The 24855-nt window shown below is 42.8% G+C and carries 27 protein-coding genes; 17 read left to right on the top strand and 10 right to left on the bottom strand.

The annotated features are described in order from the left end of the window. Positions 1-8 precede the first annotated feature (8 nt). Entirely contained in the window at positions 9-1988 is a 1980-nt protein-coding gene (locus tag SWOO_RS19660) for a GGDEF domain-containing protein (protein ID WP_012326414.1), read from the bottom strand. A 228-nt stretch (positions 1989-2216) separates the two neighbouring features. Here SWOO_RS19660 and SWOO_RS19655 point away from each other — a divergent pair, with 228 nt between their 5' ends. The 8 genes from SWOO_RS19655 to SWOO_RS19620 all read left to right on the top strand — a co-directional run bounded on the left by SWOO_RS19655 (position 2217) and on the right by SWOO_RS19620 (position 9866). Next, complete coding sequence (locus SWOO_RS19655) at positions 2217-3281, top strand: HD-GYP domain-containing protein (RefSeq protein ID WP_012326413.1); 1065 nt, start codon at positions 2217-2219, stop codon at positions 3279-3281. Positions 3282-3386: 105 nt separating this feature from the next. Continuing rightward, positions 3387-3878: a type II secretion system protein gene (locus SWOO_RS26475; RefSeq protein WP_012326412.1), complete on the top strand. Its 492-nt coding sequence runs from the start codon at positions 3387-3389 to the stop codon at positions 3876-3878. Positions 3879-4081: 203 nt separating this feature from the next. Continuing rightward, positions 4082-4603, top strand: coding sequence for a type II secretion system protein (locus SWOO_RS19645; protein WP_012326411.1), 522 nt, complete (start codon positions 4082-4084; stop codon positions 4601-4603). Positions 4604-5249: 646 nt separating this feature from the next. Beyond that, a complete protein-coding gene (gene mpl, locus SWOO_RS19640) occupies positions 5250-6635 on the top strand; it encodes a UDP-N-acetylmuramate:L-alanyl-gamma-D-glutamyl-meso-diaminopimelate ligase (protein ID WP_012326410.1) in 1386 nt (461 codons plus the stop codon). Between the two features lie 153 nt (positions 6636-6788). After that, positions 6789-7448 (top strand): flavin prenyltransferase UbiX, encoded by a 660-nt coding sequence (locus SWOO_RS19635; protein ID WP_012326409.1) that lies wholly within the window; start codon positions 6789-6791, stop codon positions 7446-7448. Between the two features lie 30 nt (positions 7449-7478). Next, positions 7479-8009 (top strand): hypoxanthine phosphoribosyltransferase, encoded by a 531-nt coding sequence (hpt, locus tag SWOO_RS19630; protein ID WP_012326408.1) that lies wholly within the window; start codon positions 7479-7481, stop codon positions 8007-8009. A gap of 103 nt (positions 8010-8112) precedes the next feature. Beyond that, positions 8113-9093, top strand: a complete 981-nt coding sequence (locus SWOO_RS19625; protein ID WP_012326407.1) for an ABC transporter ATP-binding protein — start codon at positions 8113-8115, stop codon at positions 9091-9093. A 2-nt stretch (positions 9094-9095) separates the two neighbouring features. Further along, a complete protein-coding gene (locus SWOO_RS19620; protein WP_229377436.1) occupies positions 9096-9866 on the top strand; it encodes an ABC transporter permease in 771 nt (256 codons plus the stop codon). A gap of 61 nt (positions 9867-9927) precedes the next feature. Here SWOO_RS19620 and SWOO_RS19615 read toward each other — a convergent pair whose 3' ends face one another. Continuing rightward, complete coding sequence (locus SWOO_RS19615; protein WP_012326405.1) at positions 9928-10281, bottom strand: DUF4144 family protein; 354 nt, start codon at positions 10279-10281, stop codon at positions 9928-9930. A gap of 393 nt (positions 10282-10674) precedes the next feature. Between SWOO_RS19615 and SWOO_RS26400 the strand changes: the two genes are divergently transcribed. From SWOO_RS26400 to SWOO_RS19595, 8 genes are all read left to right on the top strand, one after another. Beyond that, the gene (locus tag SWOO_RS26400; RefSeq protein WP_012326404.1) at positions 10675-10803 is read left to right on the top strand and encodes a hypothetical protein; all 129 of its coding nucleotides are present in this window, start codon (positions 10675-10677) and stop codon (positions 10801-10803) included. 64 nt (positions 10804-10867) lie between these two features. Beyond that, on the top strand, positions 10868-10996 hold the full coding sequence (locus SWOO_RS26395) for a hypothetical protein (RefSeq protein WP_012326403.1): 129 nt from the start codon (positions 10868-10870) through the stop codon (positions 10994-10996). A gap of 60 nt (positions 10997-11056) precedes the next feature. Further along, positions 11057-11185, top strand: a complete 129-nt coding sequence (locus SWOO_RS26390) for a hypothetical protein (RefSeq protein WP_012326402.1) — start codon at positions 11057-11059, stop codon at positions 11183-11185. A gap of 68 nt (positions 11186-11253) precedes the next feature. Continuing rightward, positions 11254-11817 carry a glycine-rich domain-containing protein gene (locus SWOO_RS19610; protein ID WP_012326401.1) on the top strand — a complete coding sequence of 188 codons (564 nt, stop codon included), beginning with the start codon at positions 11254-11256 and terminating at the stop codon, positions 11815-11817. Between the two features lie 41 nt (positions 11818-11858). Beyond that, positions 11859-12026 carry a hypothetical protein gene (locus tag SWOO_RS26095; RefSeq protein ID WP_012326400.1) on the top strand — a complete coding sequence of 56 codons (168 nt, stop codon included), beginning with the start codon at positions 11859-11861 and terminating at the stop codon, positions 12024-12026. Positions 12027-12056: 30 nt separating this feature from the next. Next, positions 12057-12620, top strand: a complete 564-nt coding sequence (locus tag SWOO_RS19605; protein ID WP_012326399.1) for a glycine-rich domain-containing protein — start codon at positions 12057-12059, stop codon at positions 12618-12620. A gap of 29 nt (positions 12621-12649) precedes the next feature. Continuing rightward, a complete protein-coding gene (locus SWOO_RS19600; RefSeq protein WP_012326398.1) occupies positions 12650-13909 on the top strand; it encodes an HlyD family secretion protein in 1260 nt (419 codons plus the stop codon). Next, positions 13910-16090, top strand: coding sequence for a peptidase domain-containing ABC transporter (locus tag SWOO_RS19595; RefSeq protein WP_012326397.1), 2181 nt, complete (start codon positions 13910-13912; stop codon positions 16088-16090). Positions 16091-16139: 49 nt separating this feature from the next. On the opposite strand, the gene SWOO_RS19590 is transcribed toward SWOO_RS19595, so the two are convergent. Further along, positions 16140-17942: a tetratricopeptide repeat protein gene (locus tag SWOO_RS19590; protein WP_012326396.1), complete on the bottom strand. Its 1803-nt coding sequence runs from the start codon at positions 17940-17942 to the stop codon at positions 16140-16142. A 369-nt stretch (positions 17943-18311) separates the two neighbouring features. On the opposite strand from SWOO_RS19590, the gene SWOO_RS19585 reads away from it, so the two are divergent. Further along, a complete protein-coding gene (locus SWOO_RS19585) occupies positions 18312-18503 on the top strand; it encodes a hypothetical protein (protein WP_012326395.1) in 192 nt (63 codons plus the stop codon). Between the two features lie 54 nt (positions 18504-18557). On the opposite strand, the gene SWOO_RS19580 is transcribed toward SWOO_RS19585, so the two are convergent. The 7 genes from SWOO_RS19580 to dksA form a co-directional block, all read right to left on the bottom strand. Beyond that, the gene (locus SWOO_RS19580) at positions 18558-19076 is read right to left on the bottom strand and encodes a hypothetical protein (protein ID WP_012326394.1); all 519 of its coding nucleotides are present in this window, start codon (positions 19074-19076) and stop codon (positions 18558-18560) included. 265 nt (positions 19077-19341) lie between these two features. Continuing rightward, positions 19342-20187: a pantoate--beta-alanine ligase gene (gene panC, locus SWOO_RS19575; RefSeq protein WP_012326393.1), complete on the bottom strand. Its 846-nt coding sequence runs from the start codon at positions 20185-20187 to the stop codon at positions 19342-19344. A 99-nt stretch (positions 20188-20286) separates the two neighbouring features. Then, positions 20287-21081 (bottom strand): 3-methyl-2-oxobutanoate hydroxymethyltransferase, encoded by a 795-nt coding sequence (panB, locus tag SWOO_RS19570; protein ID WP_012326392.1) that lies wholly within the window; start codon positions 21079-21081, stop codon positions 20287-20289. 147 nt (positions 21082-21228) lie between these two features. Beyond that, positions 21229-21729 (bottom strand): 2-amino-4-hydroxy-6-hydroxymethyldihydropteridine diphosphokinase, encoded by a 501-nt coding sequence (gene folK, locus SWOO_RS19565; RefSeq protein WP_012326391.1) that lies wholly within the window; start codon positions 21727-21729, stop codon positions 21229-21231. Further along, positions 21729-23123: a polynucleotide adenylyltransferase PcnB gene (gene pcnB / locus SWOO_RS19560; protein WP_195742993.1), complete on the bottom strand. Its 1395-nt coding sequence runs from the start codon at positions 23121-23123 to the stop codon at positions 21729-21731. Before pcnB ends, folK begins: the two co-directional genes overlap by 1 nt. 146 nt (positions 23124-23269) lie before the next feature. Continuing rightward, the gene (gene gluQRS, locus SWOO_RS19555) at positions 23270-24169 is read right to left on the bottom strand and encodes a tRNA glutamyl-Q(34) synthetase GluQRS (RefSeq protein WP_012326389.1); all 900 of its coding nucleotides are present in this window, start codon (positions 24167-24169) and stop codon (positions 23270-23272) included. Positions 24170-24365: 196 nt separating this feature from the next. Next, on the bottom strand, positions 24366-24809 hold the full coding sequence (gene dksA, locus SWOO_RS19550; protein WP_012326388.1) for an RNA polymerase-binding protein DksA: 444 nt from the start codon (positions 24807-24809) through the stop codon (positions 24366-24368). Positions 24810-24855 lie beyond the last annotated feature (46 nt).

The raw sequence follows: 24855 nt of genomic DNA, 5'->3' as shown, positions 1-24855 counted from the left end.
GCTAAATGTTACTTGATAAGTTGAGTTAGCATAAAGAGTAGTCGTTGCGCTTTACGTTTTAAGTTCGCAAGTTGTTGTGCCATTTTACTATGTCCCTGTTCCATCTCCTGGGAGTTTGTAAATTTAGGCGTTCCTGTTTCGACACGATTGCGACCATTTTGTTTAGCGGTATAAAGTAACAGATCCACCGCATTGGATAGTTCGGAGAAACTTTGCTCTTTACCTGCCTCAACGACTCCAAAGCTAGATGTGATAGTGAAAGGCTCACCTTTGAGAGAGGCAAAGTGTAAGCTTTCTATCTTTAGCCGAAGATCTTCTGCGATATCTGATGCTTGCTGTAAGTTTGTATTGGGGAGTAAGATCATAAACTCTTCACCGCCAATTCGGGCACAGATATCTTTCTCTCTGACATTATTGATAAATAGCGTAGCGACTTTAACCAGTACTTCGTCACCGACTATGTGGCCATATGAATCATTAACCACTTTAAAAAGGTCAATATCTAACAATATGCATGATAGAGGGGCGTCGTTATCTGGCTTATTAAGACTCAGTAATTTATGGGATAGATAGCGTCGGTTGTAGAGGTTGGTAAGACTGTCTGTATTGGCTATTTTGCCCCAGCGGATCCGGCGACGATTGATCCAGAGTGCCGCTAATGAGGTTAAGCTTACGGAAACAATAGCAAAGAATATTAGTATATTGAGGTATTCAATCTCATCTTCACTGTTTTCCAGCTCTAAAGTGTGCAGCACATTGTTCCAGCTCAGTTGCTGATTTTCAGCTTTTAGTCGCTCCAATTTATAGAGTAGTTTCTGTCTTTCTAGATTTTCAAGCTGCTCATCAGCACTAAATTGATTAAAGCTTTCTTGGTAATTGAGTAGGGTAAGGTAAGCATTTTCAAAGTCCCCTAAGCCATAATACGTTTTGGAGGCCGCCAAATGCAGTTGCAGCTCTGAACGATAGAGGGAGCTATATTTATTGAGTTTGGGAAGCAGTGTAGAGAGGAGATCTAATGCCTCTTGGTAGTTGTTATTTATAAGTTTTTCGTTAACCTTAAGTAGGTTGAATTTGCTGATGAAGTAGCGGGTGTTTTCTCGCTCACTTAAGACTTCACTAGCCTGTAAGTATTGTTTCATTCGCTCAGTTTCTCCCCTGTCGAACAGGAGTTCTGCTATTAATAGATTGATGCGAAAGCGGTGAAAACCATCCCCTAATACCTGAGCTAAATTCAGTGCTTTAAGGTACTCATGTATCGCTTTTTTATCTTGTCCCCGCTTCTTGGCTAGCTCTGCGATATCCATTTTTACCAGTAACTGGTTAAAGGACATTTTTCGTTGCTTGAAAAAGAGATAAGACTGCTCCAGTAGTAATTCTGCTTTATCGAAGCCATTGAGACTCAGTAAGACTGCACCTAAATTTGATGAGATACGCTTAAGTAATACCTGATCATCGGCTTGCTTTGCCGTTTCTAATGAACTCATCATGGCAGCCATGGAGATGTCATACTCCCCGTTATCTCTATATGCCTGAGCTTTTACTAATAGGATCTCAGCTGTGGTGGCCGGATCGTTAAAAGACTCGGTAGCTTCAAGCAGGCTGTTCAGTTGTGACAAAACCAATTGGTTTTTACCTTGCATCAACAGAGCTTGAATGAATCTGAGTTGGAGCTGAAATTGTTCCGCTTTAAATTCAGGCTTACCTTTTACATACTTAAGTCCTTTTTCTGCGGCCTTGATAGCCTGCTCAGCTTCATTGAGCTGTAGGGCGGCACTGGCCCTGAGAGTAAAGTAGCGAACAAGTAGTGGTATAGGTTGCTTCTCTTTTAAGTCAACCTCTTCCATCTCTATCAAGCGGGCTTGAGCCCTAAAAGGTAGAGAGTAGAGTTGCTCTTCTATGCTATTTAAGTTTCGTGAAAAAGTAGAGTTAGGTTGTGCGGCGAGACCAAAGGTACTGAAGAGAAATAATATTAGGAGCAAGAGACGCATTATTTTGCCTTGTGGAGCTGGTAGGAAAGTCAAAGAGTATATCTAAGGCTCATTGCCTAATTGAGTCATAACAAACTGCGCATATTGTATCCTTTTTAGCCAAGTATACAAACATTGATACACAATAAAGTGTTTTGAAAGTTTGTAGTTATCTAATGTTAAAACTATGTTTATTTAACGTGTCAGGCACTTTGAGTGTGAAAGTGTGTAGCTTGTAGGGATATATTAATGGCTTTTAGTGGCGGTGCTTTAGGTAAGGTTAATGTCGTCATCTGTGATGATTCGATAACTAATGTGCTTGTAATGAATGAGATGCTTAAGACAATCGATATGAACTTAAGCATCACCAGTATTACCGACCCTCGTAAGGTGATGGCTGAACTCGAGTTTGATGTGATGTTAGTGATCCTTGACTTGGAGATGCCTCATCTTAGCGGCTATCAGGTATTGGAGCAGATCCGTGCACGCTATAACTCAGAGGAGCTGCCTGTTATCGTGGTGAGTGGCCTTAGTGATCAAAAATCTCATATTAAGGCGTTAAAAGGGGGAGCAAATGATTTTGTTTGTAAACCTTTTAATGAGTATGAGCTTAAACTGCGTGTGATGAATCAGCTTAATATCATACAAACTTTACGGTTACAGACTCATTTGAATCAAGAGCTTGAAAGCAGAGTTCTGCAACGCACTTTTGAGCTTGATCAGGCCACAGAGTTTCTTATCAACAAATTAGCTATCGTTGCTGAGCTGCATGATGAAACCACTGGTAAGCATATTATTAGGGTGGGTAAGTATTCTGGCCTGTTAGCGCGAAAATTAGGCTTAAACGAACAGATTGTTTATATGATTGAGAAGGCAGCTCCTATGCATGACATAGGTAAGCTGATGATCTCACATGAGGTTCTGGTTAAACCCGATAAGCTCAGTAATGAAGAGTTTCTGCACATGCAGCAACATGTCGATAAGGTTAATGTACTGTTTGATGACCACCCCTCTATGATGATCCAGATGGCCCAATCTATTGCCATACACCATCATGAAAAGTGGGATGGTTCAGGCTATAGCAAGGGGCTTACAGGGCAATCTATCCCGATAGAGGGGAGAATTGTATGTATTGCGGATGTTTTTGATGCGCTAACCACTAAGCGACCCTATAAGCCAGCTTGGAGTTTTGATGAGTCTATTAATTATTTAAAAGAGCAGGCAGGTAGCCATTTTGACCCTCAATTGGTAGAACTTTTTGTGGGTAGTATTCCTGAAATTAAGGCGATTCAGGAGGAGTATAAAGATGACTAATTTAAAGTGACATTCCATTGATAGCTGATTAAGAGGTGATTGATATTTGATTGATCGTTGCTCACAAGTTATTGTTATAAACAAAACAGATAAGGGAGTTGCAGTTTGTTACGGCATGACAATGGGTTTACCTTAATCGAGCTTGTGGTAGTTATCATCATATTAGGGGTTTTAAGTGTTATTGCTGCGCCTAAATTTATCTCTTTAAATAAAGATGCCAAAGTGGCTGTTCTTGAGGGAGCCAGAGGAGCGCTGTCGACTGCGAATAGCTTTAGTTACTCTAAGGCTGCATTGCAAGGTCAAGAGTTGGTGGATGCTAGCTCAGCAAATATCGATATGGACAGTGATGGGACTGCGGATTTAATTGGTTATTATGGCTTAATTAAGTTTGTTATCTCAGCTAAAGAGTACGCTGGTTTAGATGAGGACTTAACAATTAGCAAGCATTATGGTGGCTCAGGTCCTACTCTCCCTTATTTCCTTATCTCCTTTACCGATAATCCTGCTTCTGCAGTGACTCAATGTTTTCTATCAGTCTATTATCCAGATACTGCTGGCGGTAGTGTCACCTATGAGTTCGTCACAGAAGATTGTTAGTGCTGTGAGTCACTCCCTCTCTTTTGTATAACGCTGTTTTATCCTAGTTTCATAACTTTACATTCAATCCCTTTTATATGATTTAAATTCTATTTATTATCAGCTGCTTATTGTTTTTCTGTGCCGTTTGATGGCATTGACTTTAAGCTGTAATGTCGTTTTAATAGTATAAAATAACAAAAAAATAAAAAAGAGTTGCTGATATGTCTGATTTTCTGCGAAAAAGCAGTGGTTTTACTCTAATAGAGTTGGTGGTTGTTATTATTATCTTAGGGGTTTTATCTGTTGTGGCTGCTCCCAAGTTTATTAATTTGAGCCGAGATGCAAAAGTGAGTAGCGTTGAGAGTTTTTTAGGCGACATGAAGTCAATGATTAAGCTACTGCATGCGAAAGCTCAGATACAAGGTAAGCTTGGAGATCAGGATAGGGTAGAGACTGACTATGGTGTTTATGAGTTTTGGCGCGGATATCCAGAAAATAAAAGTGAAGCCACTAACCCTAACCTCTATTTTCTCGAAGCTTTCTTTGGTCTAACAGGGGCCATTTCAGAAGATAAAACCAATACTAGACGTATTGTTTCCTACGGTGATTTGAGCGTCTATGAAGATAATGGTAATTCACGAATAGGTTATGGCACAGGAACTCTCATCGCTGATAAATGCTATGCCAGCTATAATCACACTGCCACCACTCAAAGTTTTACCATAGACACCGATGGCTGCTAAGTCACTGCGAGCTTACCGCAGGTAATCGATAACATTGCTACATAGATATTCGACTTAGACTCCAATGATAACCCTCTGATAATGCAGGTGGCCCACAGCAAAAGTTATTTAGAGTTCCAGTTAGAACTACTAAGTACTTATTCCAAGCCTGATACGGCAGAGAGCTTCGACAACAGGGATGTTGTCGTAGAGTCCACAGGGACTGTGCTTGCGATGTCTCGCAGAAGTATTGGGCATAAAGCTTACCGCAGGTAATCGATAACACTGCTCTGTCGATATTCGACTTAGACTCCAATGATAACCCTCTGATAATGCAAGTGGCCCACAGCAAAGTTATTTAGAGCTCCAGTTAGAACTACTAAGTATTTATTCCAAGCCTGATACGGCTGAGAGCTTCGACAACAGGGACGTTGTCGTAGAGTCCACAGGGACTGTGCTTGCGACGTCTCGCAGAAGTATTGGGCATAAAGCTTACCGCAGGTAATAGATAACACTGATACATTTACATTCGACTTAGGCTTCAATGATAACCCTCTGATAATGCAAGTGGCCCACAGCAAAGTTATTTAAACCATAGTTAACTGACAATGGTGCTCCTTCCCGTTAGAATACCAATCAAACTATTTTTCATCAGAGCACTTACCCGATGCATGTACATATTCTTGGGATCTGTGGCACCTTTATGGGCGGACTCGCGTTATTAGCACGAGCTGAAGGGCACAAGGTTACCGGTAGCGATACCAATGTTTATCCACCGATGAGCACTCAACTCGAGGAGCAAGGTATCGAGTTGATTCAAGGATTCGACCCGTCTCAACTTGGGGAGAGTGAAGATGATGCTCCTGATTTAGTGGTGATAGGCAATGCCATGAGTCGCGGCAATACCTGTGTGGAAGCGGTACTGAACCGTGGTATTAGTTACACCTCAGGACCACAGTTTTTAGCTGAGCATATTTTGAAAAACCGCTGGGTGTTAGCTGTATCGGGTACACATGGAAAGACCTCGACGTCAAGCATGTTGGCTTGGATATTAGAATATTGTGGCTACGAACCTGGATTCTTAATTGGCGGTGTTCCACAAAACTTTGGTGTATCAGCACGTACGGGAAATTCGCCCTTTTTTGTGGTGGAAGCCGATGAATATGACAGTGCCTTTTTTGATAAGCGATCTAAGTTTGTCCATTATCAGCCGCGTACCTTAGTGATCAATAATCTTGAGTTTGATCATGCAGATATTTTCGATGATCTCAAAGCAATTCAACGCCAGTTTAATCATGTCATACGTACGGTTCCCGGTGAAGGAAAGATCATTTGGCCGAAGGAGAGCCAAGCGGTTACTGAGGTGATTAAGATGGGCTGCTGGAGTGAACAGGAGTTCTATTCAAGCTCAGCAGATACTGGCCAAGCGGGTTGGTCGACAAAGTTGATTGCCGATGATGGCCATCAGTTTGAGTTATTCTTTGATGGAGTGTCTCAAGGAACCTTAGATTGGCAGCTTATTGGTCAACACAATGTTGAAAATGCCACTATGGCAGTAGCCGCTGCACGCCATGTTGGGGTAAAACCTCAAGCGGCTATAGAAGCACTTGTTAAGTTTCAACCACCAAAACGCCGAATGGAGCTGATTGGTACAGTGAATGGCATAGAGGTTTATGATGATTTTGCTCATCACCCTACTGCGATTGCGACAACCCTACAGGGCACCCGTGCTAAAGTGGGCGAAGGCAAGATCACCATTATTTTAGAGCCTAGATCAAACACCATGAAGAGCGGTGTTCACAAGGATACCTTAGCAGGTTCAATGGCACTGGCTAATGAAGCATATCTTTACCAAGCTGATAATATCGACTGGGATTTAGCTTCGGCGATGAACAAAGCCGAGCTACCAGTGAAAGTGCTATATGAGATAGATGAGATAGTTGAAACTGTAGCTGAGAAAGCAGAGTCTGGGGATACCATTGTAGTGATGAGTAACGGTGGCTTTGGTGGCCTGCATCAGAAGTTATTGAAGAAGTTAAACGCTAAGCAGTAAAAGCAGTGACGAGTTATGAACTGTTTAAGCCAAAGTTGTGGAGTCTTGAGCGCTTGTCTTCGCTTTAGCTCGCCACTTTCTTAGCCATGCCTTTAACTCGTGTTTCGCCGCTTTTTGCTTTACCTTGAACTTATAACGATAGATTGAGATTTTATGAACTACCCAAGAAAAACCAAATCTATTAGTTTGGCATGGACTGGTGCTTCTGGTGCCCCTTATGGGCTCAAGCTACTGGAATGTTTGTTAGTGGCCGATTATCAGGTGTTCTTGATGATCTCCAGCGCCGCACGTGTGGTGCTTGCTACTGAGCAGGGAGTAAAGCTCAGCGCAAATAGTGACAAAGCGAAAGAGCAGATCTTGAGCTATTTTGCCAATCTTGGTGTGGAGTTTACTGGTGAACTTCATCTGCTTGGTAAAGATGAGTGGTTTTCGCCTCCGGCTTCTGGCTCTGCCGCTCCAAAGCAGATGGTGATTTGTCCATGTAGTACGGGAACATTAGCCTCAGTTGCTACGGGAATGAGCAATAGTTTGCTTGAACGTGCGGCTGATGTAGTGATAAAAGAGCGGGGACAATTATTGCTTGTTCCGAGAGAAACTCCCTTTAGTTCTATACATTTAGAGCATATGTTGTCACTGTCTCGCTTAGGCGTCACTATCATGCCTGCTTCTCCTGGCTTTTATCATGATCCCAAATCGATTCAAGATCTGGTAAACTTCATGGTCGCTCGGATCCTTGACCATCTGGGCGTGGAACATGAATTAACAAATCGCTGGGGTTATGAGCAAAACTCCTCCAGTGATCGCACCAAGTAAGATATCTTATAAGGCTATGCTGAGAGCACTATGAAACACACGATTGAAGAGATGATCTCTGTTGAAGAGATTGACCAGAAACTGGATCTGCTAGCTGAGCAGATCAATGCACATTATGCCGATAGCGAACGCCTTCTTATGGTGGGTCTGCTTAAGGGTTCTGTGGTATTTATGGCGGATCTTTGTCGTCGTATTAAAGGCCATGTAGAGATCGACTTTATGTCTGTTTCTAGCTACGGCAACGCTATGACGAGTACTCGTGAAGTAAAAATTCTCAAAGACGTGCAATCTGATATCAAGGGGCGTGACGTTTTAATCGTTGAAGATCTTATCGATTCAGGTAACACATTGAATAAGATCCGTGAAATGTTGACTCTGCGTGAACCTAAGAGTTTGGCATTGTGTACTCTGCTTGATAAGCCTGAGCGTCGTGAAATCGATGTGCCAGTCGATTTTATCGGTTTTACTATTCCTGATGAGTTTATCGTTGGATATGGTATCGATTACGCTGAGCAGTACCGTAACTTGCCCTATATCGCTAAAGTGATCCCATTAGAGTAAGTCACTTATTATTTATTAAAAATCCCGCTTTATGCGGGTTTTTTTTTATTCGAATGCCCCAATATATTAGAAAAATCAGTTGAAGCTGGAATTAGGATAGATAATGTCGAACAGAGAGTATGCCTTAGTTATCGACTCCCTTAAGAAAACCTATAAGGGTGGAGTCGAGGCTGTCAAAGGGGTGAGTTTAAAGGTCAATAGGGGAGATTTTTTTGCTCTTTTAGGCCCAAATGGAGCTGGGAAGTCCACAACAATTGGTGTCATTAGCTCCCTAGTGCAGAAAACATCGGGTAAGGTTTGTGTGTTTGAGCATGATATCGATAGTGAGCTTGAGTTGGCTAAGCTCTGCATTGGATTAGTGCCCCAAGAGTTTAACTTTAATCAGTTTGAGAAAGTGCTCCAGATAGTGGTTAACCAAGCGGGCTATTACGGTGTATCACGTTCTGTTGCGATGGAGCGTGCTGAGAAATATCTGACACAGTTAGATCTGTGGGAAAAGCGTAACACTCCAGCCCGTGAGCTTTCCGGTGGTATGAAAAGGCGCCTTATGATTGCTCGAGCTCTGATGCATGAGCCTAAGTTACTCATTTTGGATGAGCCAACCGCTGGTGTCGATATTGAGCTGAGACGTTCAATGTGGACCTTTTTGACTGAGCTTAATAAACAAGGTGTGACGATTATTTTGACGACTCACTATCTTGAGGAAGCTGAGATGCTGTGTCGCAACATCGGTATCATAGATAAGGGAGTATTGGTTGAGTGTACCAGTATGAAATCTCTATTAAGCCGTTTAAATCTGGAGACCTTTATTTTAGATTTAGGCACAGACCTGACTCAAGAGCCTAAATTTGAAGGCTTTAATAGTCGCTTAACCGATGAACATACTCTAGAGGTTGATGTGGCTAAAGAGCAGAGTATTAATAGTGTATTTTCCCAGTTAAGTGAGCAGGGGATTGAGGTTTTGTCTATGCGAAATAAAGCAAACCGCCTAGAGGAGCTGTTTGTGGAGCTGGTAGAACGCGGCTCACTTGGAGCTGAGAGCACAAAGAGTAAAGCAATATCGACCCAGGGGGCTAGCGCATGAATATGAAAGCCCTCTATGCCACGGCATTTAAGAGTATCTTAACGAAAGAGATCAACCGTTTTACTCGGATCTGGGTGCAAACACTAGTGCCGCCAGCAATCAGTATGACTCTTTATTTTCTTATCTTCGGTAACTTAGTGGGTAAGAGGATTGGTGAGATGGGCGGAGTATCCTATATGGAGTTTATCGCGCCGGGTCTTATTATGATGTCGGTGATCACAGCATCTTACTCTAATGTGGCCTCCTCATTTTTTAGTGCTAAGTTCCAGCGTAATCTAGAGGAACTTATCGTGGCTCCTGTGCCCCATTATGTGATTATTGCTGGTTACGTAGGTGGTGGCGTGGCTCGCGGATTATGTGTTGGTACCATAGTGACCTTAGTGGCGCTGTGTTTTGTGGATATCAGCATACAGCACGTGGGGCTGGTGGCGATCACAGTGCTGCTAACTGCCATTTTGTTTGCGCTGGGGGGCTTGATCAATGCAATTTTTGCCAAGAGTTATGATGATATCAGTATCGTACCCACCTTTGTGTTGACCCCTTTAACCTACTTGGGGGGCGTATTTTATTCGCTCTCTCTGCTACCTGATTTCTGGCAAGGGGTGTCACAACTCAATCCTGTGGTTTATATGATCAATGTATTCCGTTATGGCTTCTTAGGATATGCAGATATGAGCATACCTCTCTCTATCGCCGTGATGGTGGGGTTTTGCGTTAGTTTGTGGGCCGTGGCCTATTACCTAATCAGCCGTGGGATTGGGTTGAGGAGTTAAAGGAGGAAAGTTGCGAGTGTCGAGTTTCTGCTTAAGAAGTGTAACTCGCACTTGCGATGTTTTAATGCTCATTTTCTAAATAATGGATTATCTCAAAAGCTTGGGGGAAGTCTTTAGCCCCCAGCTTTGCACTGCAGCAATGCCCTGTCAGGCTAGCGTGTACCTTTATCATCTCAATTAACTTCTCTAACCTGATGTTTTGAGAACCCTCACTCCACACAGGGCCTCTTCCAGCATCTTCGCGTAGCTGATAACTTTTCCCTAGGCTATCTATCAGTTGAGCTTCAATGTCGATAGTGTGTTGAGACTCAATCAACCAAGCCGATTTCGACTCCAGATAGATTAACTCCTTCTGTTGAGGTTGAATTAAGATTGCCGGCCAGTTGATTTCGGCACTATTTTTTCTTTTCTTCATTAAAATTTAGCCACCGCATTGGTTAATACTGCTTAGTATCACTCAGATCTCTCCCTTTGAGGGCGTATTATTTTCTTTTTTCACTTATTAAATCAATAAACAGTCTTTTTATGGAGTTAGTAACAGCGCAAAAAAGAGATATTTTAAGTGGGACGTTATGGGAATGATTTATATAAATATTCTTATATATTAATGCTTTCTATGTTTAACCTTCCCAGTGTTACATCCCTGTTCATTCCTCTTAATAGCCCCTAACGCTCCTACCCATCATGGTTCTAATGTCGCTTAATGAAGTCAGCCCCGAAGTTGTTCAATCTAAAAATACAAAGTGAGAGTGACTTTACGGCATAACTAAAAAACTAAACATATATAAATTGAAATGAGGATTTAACCATGAACACAAATAACAAGATTGAACTAATTGAAGAAGCACTGTTAGAAAACGTATCTGGTGGTCGTGAAGAGGCTTTTTGTATCGAGCTTTGTCTTGAGTTTTGCTTATCTATCTGTTTTGACGACTAAATAGCACTTAAGTTTATACCAAGTTATAAATTGAATTAATCAATAAATTAAAAAGGATTTACCCATGAATACAAATAACAAGATTGAACTAATTGAAGAAGCACTGTTAGAGAACGTATCTGGTGGCCGTGAAGAAGCATTTTGTTTCGAGCTTTGTTTTGAGTTTTGTCTGTCTATCTGTTTTGACGACTAAATAAAACTTAGCTTTTAATCGAATAACACATTTAAACAATAATTTAAAAAGGATTTATCCATGAACACAAATAACAAAGTTGAACTAATTGAAGAAGCACTGTTAGAAAATGTATCTGGTGGACGCGAGCAAGCATTTTGCGTTGAGCTTTGCTTTGAGTTTTGTCTATCAATTTGTTTCGATGACTAAATAAAGTCCAAGGCTAATGCCCGGAGTGTTTGTTGTTCCGGGCATCCAGTCTGATAAGGAGATATACCATGGATAAAACAACGCTAAGTGAGGTACTTGCCTACAGTAATCCAGCGGTTGAAAAACGCTTTATGAATATCTATGGCACTGATGAAGCGGCCACAAGCGTGATTTTTAATAGTGCTAAGAAATGGCTTTGGCTCTGCTATCAAAGGCGCCAATTGGGGCTTGATGTCAAGCTGTCTATTGACACTCCTCTTTTAGTGATCGATGAGATGTGGCACAACTTTATTCTTTTCTCTAATGACTATCTAAGTTTTTGTAAACGATTTTTTGGTCACTATATTCACCATATGCCAACCACAAAGGCGATGGAAAAAGAGTTAAAAGACTCTATGCAAGGGAAAGAGCCTCAAGTCTTTGCTCAGGAGATGTTGGCCAAGAAGCGTTGGCAATATGAGTTTGTGTATGACCAGTTAGGAAAAGAGGAGTTTCTGCTCTGGTATAAGGAGTACCCCAAGAAATATACCCCGAATACTCTATTAAATTTAGCTTTGGAGCATCAAAAACTAGTGAATAAAGAGGTGGTATTGATTCCTGAACTGGCTCAATTCACTCAGAAAGGTGTTTAGGTTTAAGGCTGTTAGTCATTGTTCCAATTAAGGAGATTATCATGGACAAAAATAAGATAGATCACCAGCAAGCAAACGATGAAAAGTTTGAATTAATTGAGGAGCAGCTACTGATAAATGTTGCTGGTGGTCGCTCCGCCTCTTTTTGCTCTGAACCCTGTTTACCAGGTTTTTGTTATCCCGAATTAGATCTGTGTATTTCGGTGTAATTCATCCTATTTCACTCATTTGGAGGCAATATGAATAATTCAAGTTTAGAAGCGGTACTCGCTTATCAGAATACTGATGTGACCGATAGATTTATCAAGCTATATGGTGTTAAAGAATCAGAAGCGGTTGAGATATTTGAAGATGTTAAGCGTTGGCTTTGGATGGCGTCAGAAACTCAAAAGTCAGTGAATAAGGCCGTTGTGATAGACAGTGCACTCGTGGTGCTCGATGAGATGTGGCATAACTTTATGCTGTTTACCCGTGACTATGGTCAGTTCTGTAAGGAGTATTTTGGTGGCTATATCCATCATTCACCAATGACCGCTGATGAGATTGCCATGGCTGAGAGCGAACTTAAAGGGCTCTCTGTCGCTGAGCGTAAAACTGCATTGATGGAGAAGAAGCGTTGGCAGTATGAGTTTATCTACGACCAGTTAGGCGAGCAGGTATTTATGCGTTGGTATAAGCAGTACCCGCAGCTTTATACCTCTAAGAGCTTATGTGAGATGGCATTAAATACTGAGCTTAAACGAAGTGAGTCATTACAGCTGGAGTTGGCTCGCCGCAGCGCCGAGCTCTCTGATGCGGCTTAATTTATACATAGGATTAAAGGAGGCCTGTCATGGAAGAGCCAAGTCCATCTAAACAGCTATTTAGAAAAGAGGTTTTAGAGAGAGGTGATAGCAACTCTCTAGGGACCGTTTTTCTAAGACAGCCTAAAGAATATCAATGGATAGCCATATTAATGTTTTTGGTTGTCTCTGGTTTATTGGTTTTTCTCTTTGTTGGAACTTATACCAAGTACGCAGATGTATTTGGTGTGATCACCGTCGACAAGGGGCTAGTCAAGGTAAGTGCAAGACGGGAAGGACAGATTATTGAGCAGATGGTAAAGCAGGGGGATTCCGTCACTAAAGGCGACCTTCTTTATGTTATCTCCACTGATAGGCACAGCTCATTTGATCAGAATTTAGACCAAACGATCTTGATTCAGCAGATGGAGCTTCAGTCCTCTTTAGAACGAGATCTTAAGATTGCTGAGGAGGCGTCGGGTCTTGAGTTGGCGCTTATTAAAAGCAAAATCTTATCGAAAACCACAGAGATTGAGCAGATAAATGCGCAGTTAGCGATATACGATCAAAGGGTGGAGCTTTCTGGGGCGGGTTTGGCTCGTAATGAAAAGCTGTTAAAAGCAGGTCATACAAATCAGGCTCAGCTAGATAAAGTGATTGAGGATCATCTAGCACTTCAGTCTAAGCGTAATGATCTGTTAATGAAGCTTAATTCAACACAATCTCTGTTAGCAGAGTTATCAAACGAGTTAGAGCTTAAGCCTGGAATATTCAAAGAGAAGCATAATCGCCTCAAACGTAATTTGATTGAAAATAAACAGAGGATCACAGAGGTCTCATCCAATATCGATTACCGGATCTATGCGCCATTAACTGGGGTGATAGGCAGCCAACTGACTCATGTTGGTGAATTTGTGCGTCCAGGAAACACTATGGTAAGCCTGATCCCTGAGGGCTCTAAGCTACAAGCTGAGTTGTATGTACCCGCAACCTCGATAGGTTTTATTAAGCCTGAACAGGAGGTTTCGATGCGCTATAGCGCTTTCCCCTACCAGCACTTTGGTCTACATAGCGGCAGAGTGCTGAGTGTCTCTAAAGTGATCTCCCTTCCAGAGGAGTTAGAGACCAGTGTTGAGCTAACAGGGGCGGTTTATAAGGTGATCGTAGGGTTAGATTCACAATCGGTGAGCGCGCAAGGTGAGGAGCTAACTTTAGGCGTCGGTATGGAGCTTGAAGCCAGTGTGAAACTGGAAAATCGTAGCTTAGTTCAATGGATCTTAGAACCAATTTATAGCTTGAGGAACAGATAGATGCCATCTCTTATCGATAGAATAAATTTTTCAGGCGGGAATCAATTACCGGTTATTCAGCAGACTGAATCGGCAGAGTGTGGCTTGGCCTGTATGGCGATGATTGCCAGTTACTATGGCCACAATACCGACATGTTTCAGTTGCGCCAGCTTCATAGGGTGTCGATGAAGGGCTCGACACTAAAGGGGATGACAGAGATTGCATCCAAAGTTGGCTTAACCCACAGGGCGCTTAAGTGTGATATCGATTCCGTTCACCAGCTCAAAACACCCTGTATTTTGCATTGGAACATGGATCATTTCGTTGTGTTAAAGAAGGTGTCGGGTAACCGTTATCATCTTCATGACCCTGCTTTGGGAGAGCGAATTTGCACTAAAGAGGAGCTCTCATCGAGCTTTACGGGTGTTGCGATGGAGTTTACCCCTTCGGGAAGCTTTACGGCTCAGGAGGAGCCACCTAAAGCCACTCTCTCATCTTTCTGGTCTAATCTTGTGGGTTGGAAGCGCTCCCTATTAACTGTTTTTCTATTTTCTATGTTGTTGCAGGCGTTTATCTTAGTTACGCCCATCTATATGCAGCTAACTGTGGATGATGTGCTTATCTCCAACGACTACAGTTTGATGAATATTTTAGCTTTCGGTTTTGGTGGCGTACTCCTGTTGCAAGCCCTCTCTACTGCGTTGCGCTCTTTGGTTATCATGCTATTAGGTAATCAACTCTCCCTGCAGATGAACTCTAATTTAGTGCGGCATCTGTTTAAGTTGCCAATGGACTTTTTTGAGAAGCGTCATATAGGGGATGTTGTTTCACGTTTTCGATCTTTAGACTCCCTAAAAAATCTGTTAACGACCACATTAATTGAGAGTCTAGTCGACGGGCTAATCGTTATCGGACTTTTGGTGATGATGTATATCTACAGTGTCGATCTGATGTTGTTGGTGCTATCGGCCTCTGCGCTATATCTGATTGTTCGCTCTATCTCCTATAAGAAGCTCAGAAGCGTTAGCCGAGAGAATATTGTTTGTACTGCGAAGAAAGACAGTAACTTTATGGAATCGGTCAGAGGGATCCAGAGTATTAAGCTGTTTACTAAGGAGAGCGATAGACTCAATCTATTTGATAACTATAACGTGGACACCGCCAATACCTCGATAAAGGTGGAGCGTCTGCGAGTGCTCTTTAGCTGGACAAGTATGCTGATCTTCGGTTTGGAGAATATTCTGGTTATCTACTTTGGTGCATCCATGGTGATGGAGAACCTGCTCACGGTAGGTATGTTACTCGCCTTCGTTTCCTACAAGACTCAGTTTGAACAGAAGATAAGTAACCTTATCGATAAGTATATCGAATTTAAGATGTGCTCTCTTCATCTGGAGCGTCTTGGTGATATTACCTTGACCAAAGAGGAGGCTGATCTAGGTGAGTTGGATGAGGAGTTTGAAGTAACAGGCTCTTTGAAGATGAATAAGATCTGCTTTAGCTACTCAGATGAAGACCCCGATGTACTCAGTGAGATTAATCTCACTGTTAGCCCAGGAGAGTCCGTGGCGATTGTCGGGCCATCGGGTTGTGGCAAGAGTACCCTGATGAAAGTGATGCTAGGACTACTGAAGCCTACCTCAGGTGCTGTGATGGTTGATGGTCAAGATATCAGAAAGACAGGTTTGCTAAATTTCAGAAATCAGATTGCCAGCGTGCTACAAAATGACCAGCTCTTATCGGGGACTATCATGGAGAATATTAGCTTCTTCAGTCAAGACCCTGATAAAAGTTGGGCGGAGGAGTGTGCGCAGTTAGCTGGGATCCATAAAGATATTTTGATGCTACCTATGGGTTACCGCTCACTGATTGGCGATATGGGGTCATCACTTTCTGGAGGACAAGTTCAGCGCTTACTCTTGGCTAGAGCGCTCTATAAACGTCCTAAGATCCTCTTTTTAGATGAAGCGACATCGAGTTTGGATCTTCATGCTGAGCAACACGTGAATAACTCGATACGTAAGCTGAATATCACTCGGGTGATGATTGCCCACAGACCGCAAACAATCATGTCAGCTGATCGCATTATTAAGTTTGTTAAAGGTGAGTGTATCGAGGTGAACAAAGAGGATTATGGCAAAGCCAGAAGAGTCGATAACCTTCCCACTCATACGATGCCAGTAGCCTCTAGTGCAAGGTAAGCTTTAGTTCGATACTCTGTACGGCATTAACAGGTAGCATGGCTACCTGTTAATGCTCTGTACAACTATCTTCGTCACTGCTCGGGTTTTTGCTGTCAATGATCGCCTTTCTTTTAATATTATTCTGAAAGGTTTTTAAATTAGTCTCTAACTCCTCTCGGTAGAGACTTTTCCCTTCGCACTTTTGCAATACGTAGTTACAGGTGCGCACTACTGAGCGCCATCTGGGTTTTTGTGGTAGGGTATTGAGGCCAAAATAACGCTCCATGGCTCTAGCTCTTATACGGCCATCATCAATACCGACACTCCAAATTTTACTCTGTTGGGCGAGTTCTAGCTTACCTGTTTGAGTTGACTCCTCCCACATCTGTAGGGCTAAGTGCATTAACTCTACTAGTTGAAGTCTGATCTGTTCCGCCTGTTCACTCTCACTTAAGCTAGATGTTGAAGGAGGAGAGCTTGGTGATCTTTGCTTTGTTACTGACTCAGTGGCAGGAGTCTCCAGCTCTGGTACTGTGGATGTTATCTCCGATTGCTCAATGTTCTCTTTGCTTGCTCTGTGAATGCCCCTATTTCGTCTGATAATGAAGATATAGCAAGAGATTGAAATAATTAGTGTCACTAAGATAAGAGTAGAGATTTTACCGACTTCTAAGTTCGATGAGTCACCAGCTTCAAAGGTAAAGGTGCTGCGGATATTCTTCGAATGTATGGTGTTCTTCAATGTCAGTTGTGAGTTGAGAGTATCGGCATAGATACGCCAGTACTTACTCGATGCTTCATAATCTTCAACTTGTTCACTAAGCTCGGCCATCGCCGTGTAAAGTTGCTTCTGAAATGGATATTCCTTGTGTTGATTGACCTGTTCGAAAGCCTTTTCATAGTTTTCGGCGGCTTTATCGAGTTGATCTCTCTTCTCCCATATTAGGCCTTGAACGAACCAGTACTTGGGGTTCTTCTCTGAGGATTGAATCAAATTGGTTGTGAGTCTGGATTGGTTTAACCAATATTGTGCTTGCTCAGTTGACACACTGTTGACTGATATCTCAGCGAGTAAAATATAGATCTCAGCTAAAAACCTAAAAGAGTTGAGCTGTTTCAGGCTATCAACGGATTGAGTTAACAGTTCGATGGCTTTGTCTGGATCACCGTTTAACTGAAAGGTTTCACCTAAATTGGAAAGAGTAAGGGCGGCTTGCACCTCACGGCCTAATCGAGTGTAGATGGTATAAGCATTTCGGTAGGAGACGATAGCTTCATTGTAATCGCCTTTATCTTTATAGACAGAGCCTAAATTATTGAGAACGCTGGCTTGGCCCAGTTCATTATTTTCAGCTGTATGGATGTCATAGCTTTTTAAGAGCAAGCTGGTGCTGGTTTCAAGATCGCCATAGATATGGTAAATATTGGCCAGATCATTATAGCCAAGTGCAATAAATGAGCTGTTCTTTAGTTTTATCGATAAACTGAGTGCTTGCTCAAAAGCATTAAAGGCCTGCTCATATACCCGCTGATGAAAATAGATAACTCCCATCTGTCTATTTACTTTGATCTGTTCGATTTCACTAATTTTACTATATTCACTGAGTACTTGGCTGAGCATATTTCTAGCCGAGTTGAGATCCCCAGTTTGTTGGTATAGCTTTGCAAGGGAAAGTGAGAGGGTGTAGTAGTCATCAGAATCATGGGCAATGTCATTGAGTTGCTGTTGGCAAATTAAGATTTTTTGACTGGTATCTTTAATCTCATTATTACTGGCTAGACAGGTTTCACCATAGACCTCCGAGTTAAAGAGAAGACCAAGCGTAAACACTAAATAGCTGACCAAGCTATAGTGAAGATGTTTGAACATACCGACTTATCCTTGTTAATTTTTCATCTGTCATCAGGGCTCATGTTGAACTTTTGTTCAATCTTAGGCTTTATTTAGGGACAATTTTGACTGAGTTTTCTCCATTTTCTTATGGGTTGCTTTTGATTTTTTTATCTTGTTTTTTAATAGTTTATTTTACTAACAACCCCCATTTTTTTAAGATAATCAACCTTACAAAGCCCTCAAATCGTCCTTACTTATAATGTCAAAATGTATCAGATTGGTGACTCGAACGGTATGCGGTTAACCTATTGTTAACACATTGAGAGTGTGATGGGTAGCAATCAACCGGGTGTTATAGGGAAAAAATACTGCTAATGGGCAGTGATATTATTTAAGGATAGAAAAATGAAAACAGTAATAAATAGTGAAAGCACAGTAAGCCAAACTTCTGCCAAATCTGACAAAGCTCAAGATAATAGAGTCACTATTATTGAAGATGCATTATTGGAGTCGGTATCAGGCGGTAGTGTGGCCGATGATGGGATCTGTATTGGTCATCAGTTTTGTGAAATACCACCACGTAATGATTGTGGTTAATATGAAGTGAACAATAGTTAAAGTGAAGAGTAGCGTAATTAATACTGCTTGGTATTATTGCGCTTCTTTGTTTTCTTGCTCCATGATTATCTGATCTTTACGGGTGTTGAGCAGAGAGATAATCTTATTATTATCTGCCACCATATCGTTAAAATAGCTGTTTACCTCTGCCGTTTCTGCTACATATTCGGGATCTTTAGTATCTTTCTTTTGCCAATAGTTTTTGCGTTTTATTTTCTGTAATGCATTGGCTCTTAAAATTTCAAAATAACTATTTTCTTGATTTAGCCGATAGATCTCAGCCTTGAGCTGCTTAAGTTGTTGCTTCTTAGGCATAGTGTCTTCGGTGAGGAGCTGATGTATTGGATCGACTATCTTTTCACGTTTATCAGAATCGGTTTCGGTAGTGATCCCTAATTGAAATTCAATTTTTCGCTGGTTGAACTCTTTTGGACAGACAGTTTGGCTGAATACAATTTTCTCGCCTTTAATGCATTTATAGATCACATTTGCTTGTGCTGAATACACTATAAAAAGGCTGATGATGGTGACTATCACACTCGGTTTTGCCATTTGGCCGCACATCCTATCTATTGCTCTTTAAATCGTTATTTAGGTATGTAAGAGATACCTAAGGGAGGCATTATTGTCAGTGCCTAAGGGTTATTAAACAGGTTAATTCTAAATACTATGGCGTAACTTAGGCGATAAAACCAGTTTTTTGAAACCTTACGCTAACAAAAGCATCATTGAAAAGTAACAATAAATTGTGTGGTCAGCTGAGAGTAACAGGAGAGGGGCGTTAATGCCCCTTAACTGTTATTGGGTAAAGAAAAGGCTATCGGGTAAAGCAGAGGTTGTCGATAAGGCGGGTATTACCCATATAGGCTGCAGCGAGTATGACTAGCTCATCTTGTCCATCGGTAACTAAGGAGAGGTCTTTTGCGTTACGCAGCTCTAAGTAGTCAGGCGTAAAACCTGAGTCGATTAGTGCTTGTTTACCATTTTCGATGGCAAGGTCTAGTGAAGCTCCCTGTTTTACAGCACTTGAGATCTGATCCATGGTCTGTTTTAACACTGCCGCTTGGCTCTTTTGCGCTGTGCTGAGGTAACCGTTACGTGAGCTCATGGCCAGTCCAGATGTTTCACGTATGGTGTCGATGCCTACTATTTCAATGGGGAGTGAAAGATCCTCAACCATGGTCTTGATGATCATCAGTTGCTGAAAATCTTTACGACCAAATAGGGCGATATCGGGCTGAACAATATTAAACAGCTTACATACTACCGTCGCGACGCCACGAAAATGACCGGGACGACTCGCACCACAGAGCTGATCGCCTATTTTAGGCACTTCCACATAGGTTTGTTGCTCCATGCCTTTAGGGTAGATAATGTCAGGTGTAGGCGTGAATAGTAACTCGGCGCCTGCATCACTTAAGGCGAGCTTGTCCGCCTCTAGCGTTCTAGGGTAGGCATCGAGATCTTCATTGGCACCAAACTGCATGGGGTTGACAAAAATTGAAGCAACAACGTGATCAGCACGTTTTGCAGCCTCTTTAATCAAGGTGATATGACCTAAATGTAGATTACCCATAGTAGGGACAAAGGCGATGGTTTCGCCTTTTGTACGCCAAGTACGGATCTGTTCACGTATCTGTTGGATCTCTTGTGTGGTGATCATTTTACTACTGCAATACCTTAATCGCTGCTCACTATTTTTGTAACATAGTGAGCAAAACTGATTTAACGGCCCTTTTAATTGGTGGCTGAGGGCTTAGTTTTAGCTAAATGTATGGTCGCTACCTGGGAAGACTCCCTTCTCGACTTCATCGATATAAGCACGGATAGCTTCACGGATCTCGCCAGTTTGCTTAAGGTAGTTTTTTGAGAAGCGTGGAATATAGCCACTGGAGATCCCAAGGACATCGTGCATCACTAAAATCTGACCATCAGTACCTGCACCCGCGCCTATGCCGATAACGGGAATCGTCAATGCTTCACTAATGGTTTGAGCTAAAGCGGCTGGAATACACTCGACAACCAGCAGTTGAGCACCTGCGGCTTCTAATGCTTTGGCTTCATCGAGAATGCGCTGAGCATTATCAGCATCACGACCTTGGACCTTAAAGCCACCAAATACGTGAACTGATTGAGGGGTGAGCCCCAAGTGAGCACAGACTGGAATACCACGCTCGGTTAACATAGTCACGGTTTCGAGTAGCCAATGTCCTCCCTCTACCTTAACCATATTGGCACCAGCTTGCATAAGAGCTGTGGCATTTCTCATGGCTTGCTCTGGAGTGGCGTAACTCATAAATGGCATATCAGAGATCAGCAATGAGCGCTTGATACCGCGGCGAACACAGCGGGTGTGGTAGGCGATATCCTCTACGGAAACAGGCAGAGTATCATCATGTCCTTGAAGCACCATTCCCATAGAGTCACCGACGAGCAGTACATCGACTCCTTCACTGTCGAAAGCGCTGGCAAAGCTGGCGTCATAGGCGGTGAGTGCGGTGAACTTTTTACCTTCCTGCTTAAATTTTAGCAGGGTAGAGCTAGTTATCTTAGACATAGTGACTTTCTTAAATCGAGTTTATTAACGTAAAAATTATACCGAAACACGGTCACAATACTGAATCCTGCATGGTGAGCCTGTTTGGGTATCGTCTTTACTCTTAGTAGTGTGCTTTTATATGCTAACTTAGGGCTGAGTTCAATCTTATCTGACTATTTGTTCTAATTGTGCGCGTAATTTAGCATCTATAAGCCCTTTGAGCTCTGTTCCACAGGGAAGTATTGTGTTCGGTGCTATATCTTCTAAGGGGATTAACACAAAGCTACGCTGTTTCATGCCATAGTGAGGGATTGTTAACCTAGGAGAGTCTATGATCTGATCGTCATAAAGTAAGATATCGAGATCTAAGGTGCGTGGTCCCCACCGCTCTAACCTTACCCGCTCCTGTTCATTCTCTATCTTTTGCAGTGCATCGAGTAGGTCAATAGGGGAGAGGCTTGTGTCGAAACATGCAACGGCGTTCACATAGTCTGGTTGTTCTACTTCACCCATAGGTGCTGAGCGGTAATAAGGGGAGAGTGTTAGTGAAGTTAACCCGTTTGTAGGGTTAACTTCAGCTAACTCAGATAGTGCCATAGAGGCACTATCTAGCTGAGCGACAGGATCTGTTAGGTTGGCGCCTAGCGCCACAAAAACCTTGGCCATTACTCTGTAGGTTTTGCCGTTTTGTTTGCAGGCTTACGCCGTTTACGCTGATTTGAGTTTCTGTTACGACTACCTTTATTGGTTGAGCGAGCGATCACACTACGCTGCTCTTCACCCGCTTCAACAAAGCTCTTCCACCAAGCGGCAGATTTAGCCACTGAGCCTCCCTCTGCGTCAGCGCGAAGTAGAAGTAGATCATAGGCGGCACGGAACTTAGGATGCTCGATAAATTTAAAGGCGCGAGTGCCTTGATTACGATCGAAGCGTAGTTGCAATTGCCAGATATCTTTTGCTGGTGTACTGAAGCGGCGTGGAATACTGATAGTACGGCACTGCTGCTCCATAATATCACCCATGGCAGCATAGTAAGCATCGTAGAGGCTTAAACCACTTTCCAGCGCGATATCATCGGCTTTTTGAGCCAGAGGGTACCAAAGGATAGCGGCATAGAAGAAGGCCGGCGTGACTGTCTTTTCAGCTTGAACCCGCGCATCGGTGTTCTTCATGATCACCTGCAGCATCTTAGTTGCAGGTCCTTTAGCGTCTTCGGTGAGTAAAGTCTCTACAAGTGGGAAAAGTGGTGCAAACAAGCCAAAGTCACGCATCATGGCAAAGTTGTTTTCCGCCTGTCCGTTGAAGAAAAGCTTAAGTACCTCTTCATACATACGAGCTGCAGGAATATCTTTTAGCAGGGGAGCTAACTCATAGATAGGTGCTGCCGTCTCTTCATCCACTGTCATTCCAAGCTTAGTTGCAAAGCGAACAGCCCTTAACATACGAACAGGATCTTCACGGTAGCGAGTATTAGGATCGCCAATCATTCTGATAGTTCGAGAGTGCAGATCCTCTAAACCACCGCCATAGCTGTGGATAGAGAAATCACTGATGTCGTAATAGAGGGCGTTAACGGTAAAGTCACGGCGCTCTGCATCTTCATCTATGGTGCCGTAGACGTTATCACGTAACAGTCTGCCTTCGGCATTGGTCTTTGATATCTTCTCTTCGTTATCGACATGGTGTCCACGTAGAGTGGCAACTTCGATGACATCACGGCCAAAGACAATATGAGCTAATCGAAAGCGTCTACCGACTAAGCGACAGTTACGGAACAGACGCTTAATCTCTTCAGGTGTGGCATTGGTGACTACATCGAAATCTTTAGGTTGCAAGCCAAGTAAGATGTCGCGCACACCGCCACCCACAAGATAAGCTTTAAAGCCTGACTTATGCAGTCGGTAGAGTACCTTTATGGCATTTTCGCTCATCTGACTACGAGATATAGAGTGATCTTGTCTCGGGACAACCGACAGGCTTAGGCCTGTTTGTGTGGTCTCTTCAGTTGCTTGGTTATTATCAAATAACTGCTTACAGAATTTGGTTATACGGCGAAAAATGGGACACCTCGAACATAAAACTTAGTTATGGGTTGCAATAAGGCGGCTATGATAACTCAAATACGACGTAATGAGTATATAGATGCACCTGCTCAGTTGCAGATATTGGACTTGTGAGTGCTTTTTTCTACCGTTTTTTATACTACTTAAAGGACAATCTCAGCCTGTTTTGGGATCTCACTGAGATCAAATTGAGCTACCGCTTCTGCAAGCATTGCACGAATATCATTTTGTGGTGTTACAGCTTGCTGTCCTAGGAAAGTGAGTGCGGCATTCAAGCTCGCTTGAGGTTTGTCTGTGTCGATCGCTTGAGCGTGGTTTTGCTTAGAGAGTTTCATTCCTGGAGCATCACAAACCAGAGGTAAGTGGAGCCAGAGTGGACTTTGATAACTAAACTGCTGGTTTAAACTGATCTGTCTGCAGGTTGGGGTAAGCAGATCGCAACCACGAACGACCTCAGTGACTCCTTGATAAGCATCATCCATCACGACAGCGAGTTGATATGCGTAAAGGCCATCGCTTCGCTTAATGATAAAGTCCTCGGTTGCAAAATCGCTATCTAAACATACATCACCCATATGCAGATCCTGAAAACGTTTCACGCCAGCAGTATTGCGGATCCTGATAGCGCCATGGGTATGGGGGATTTCGAGTTGTCCGCAGCGGCCGTCATAACTTCCACCCATCGCTTGGATCTGTTTACGGGTGCACTGGCAGTAGTAGGCCTGATTTTGTGATAGAAGCTTATCTATTTTTGCTTGATAGGTATCGAGACGTTGACTCTGATACAAGATGTCGCCATCCCAATTTAATCCATAGGCGGATAATGTTTGCAATATCATGTCTGCAGCGCCAGCCACTTCTCGTGGTGGGTCGATATCTTCGATACGAACTAGCCATTTTCCTCCCAATGAACGTGCCCTTAGATAACTTCCCAGTGCCGCAACGAGAGAACCAAAGTGTAAAGGTCCTGATGGAGAGGGAGCGAAGCGGCCAATATAGTCAGATTGAGTTCTCGTTGGCGTAATGGCTGAGTCTTGGTTCAAAGTGGCTGTGCCTGTGACAGAAGTTAGCGGGAATGATAGTACTTTCTATAAAGTGAGAGCAAGTTAGGTTGATGCTGATGAAGACGTTATTGAAGATGGAAAAAGAGAGTAAAAATAGAGGGGAAGTGTAAACGTCAGAGTCAGTAAAGCGGAGCTGGATAGCTCCGCTTACCTGTAGCATCACACAAAAGTCAGATTAGCCAGCCATCTGCTTTTCTTTGATCTCTGCAAGCGTCTTACAATCGATACATTGATCGGCTGTTGGACGAGCTTCGAGACGACGAATACCAATTTCGATGCCGCATGAGTCACAGAAGCCGAAATCATCCTCTTCAATTTTCTGAAGTGTTTTTTCGATCTTCTTAATTAGCTTACGCTCTCTATCACGAGCACGAAGTTCTAGACTGAACTCCTCCTCTTGAGCGGCACGGTCCACAGGGTCTGGAAAGTTTGCTGCTTCATCTTGCATATGATTAAGAGTACGGTCGACCTCTTCACGCAACTGATTACGCCAAGCATCCAGAATCGTTCTGAAATGGCCCAGCTGATCTGCGTTCATATACTCCTCACCAGGTTTTTCCTGATAAGGTTCTACACCTGCGATAGCGAGCACGCCAAGTTTTTTAGTGCCTTCTGGCATAACCCATCTCCTGTTAATCGTTTGCTTTTTTGGGCGCTTGTATTTT

Source organism: Shewanella woodyi ATCC 51908 (genome assembly GCF_000019525.1).
In the GTDB taxonomy this organism is placed as follows: Bacteria; Pseudomonadota; Gammaproteobacteria; order Enterobacterales; family Shewanellaceae; genus Shewanella; species Shewanella woodyi.
Note: the sequence above shows the minus strand (reverse complement) of the source record. Positions and strands in the feature narration are given on the sequence as shown.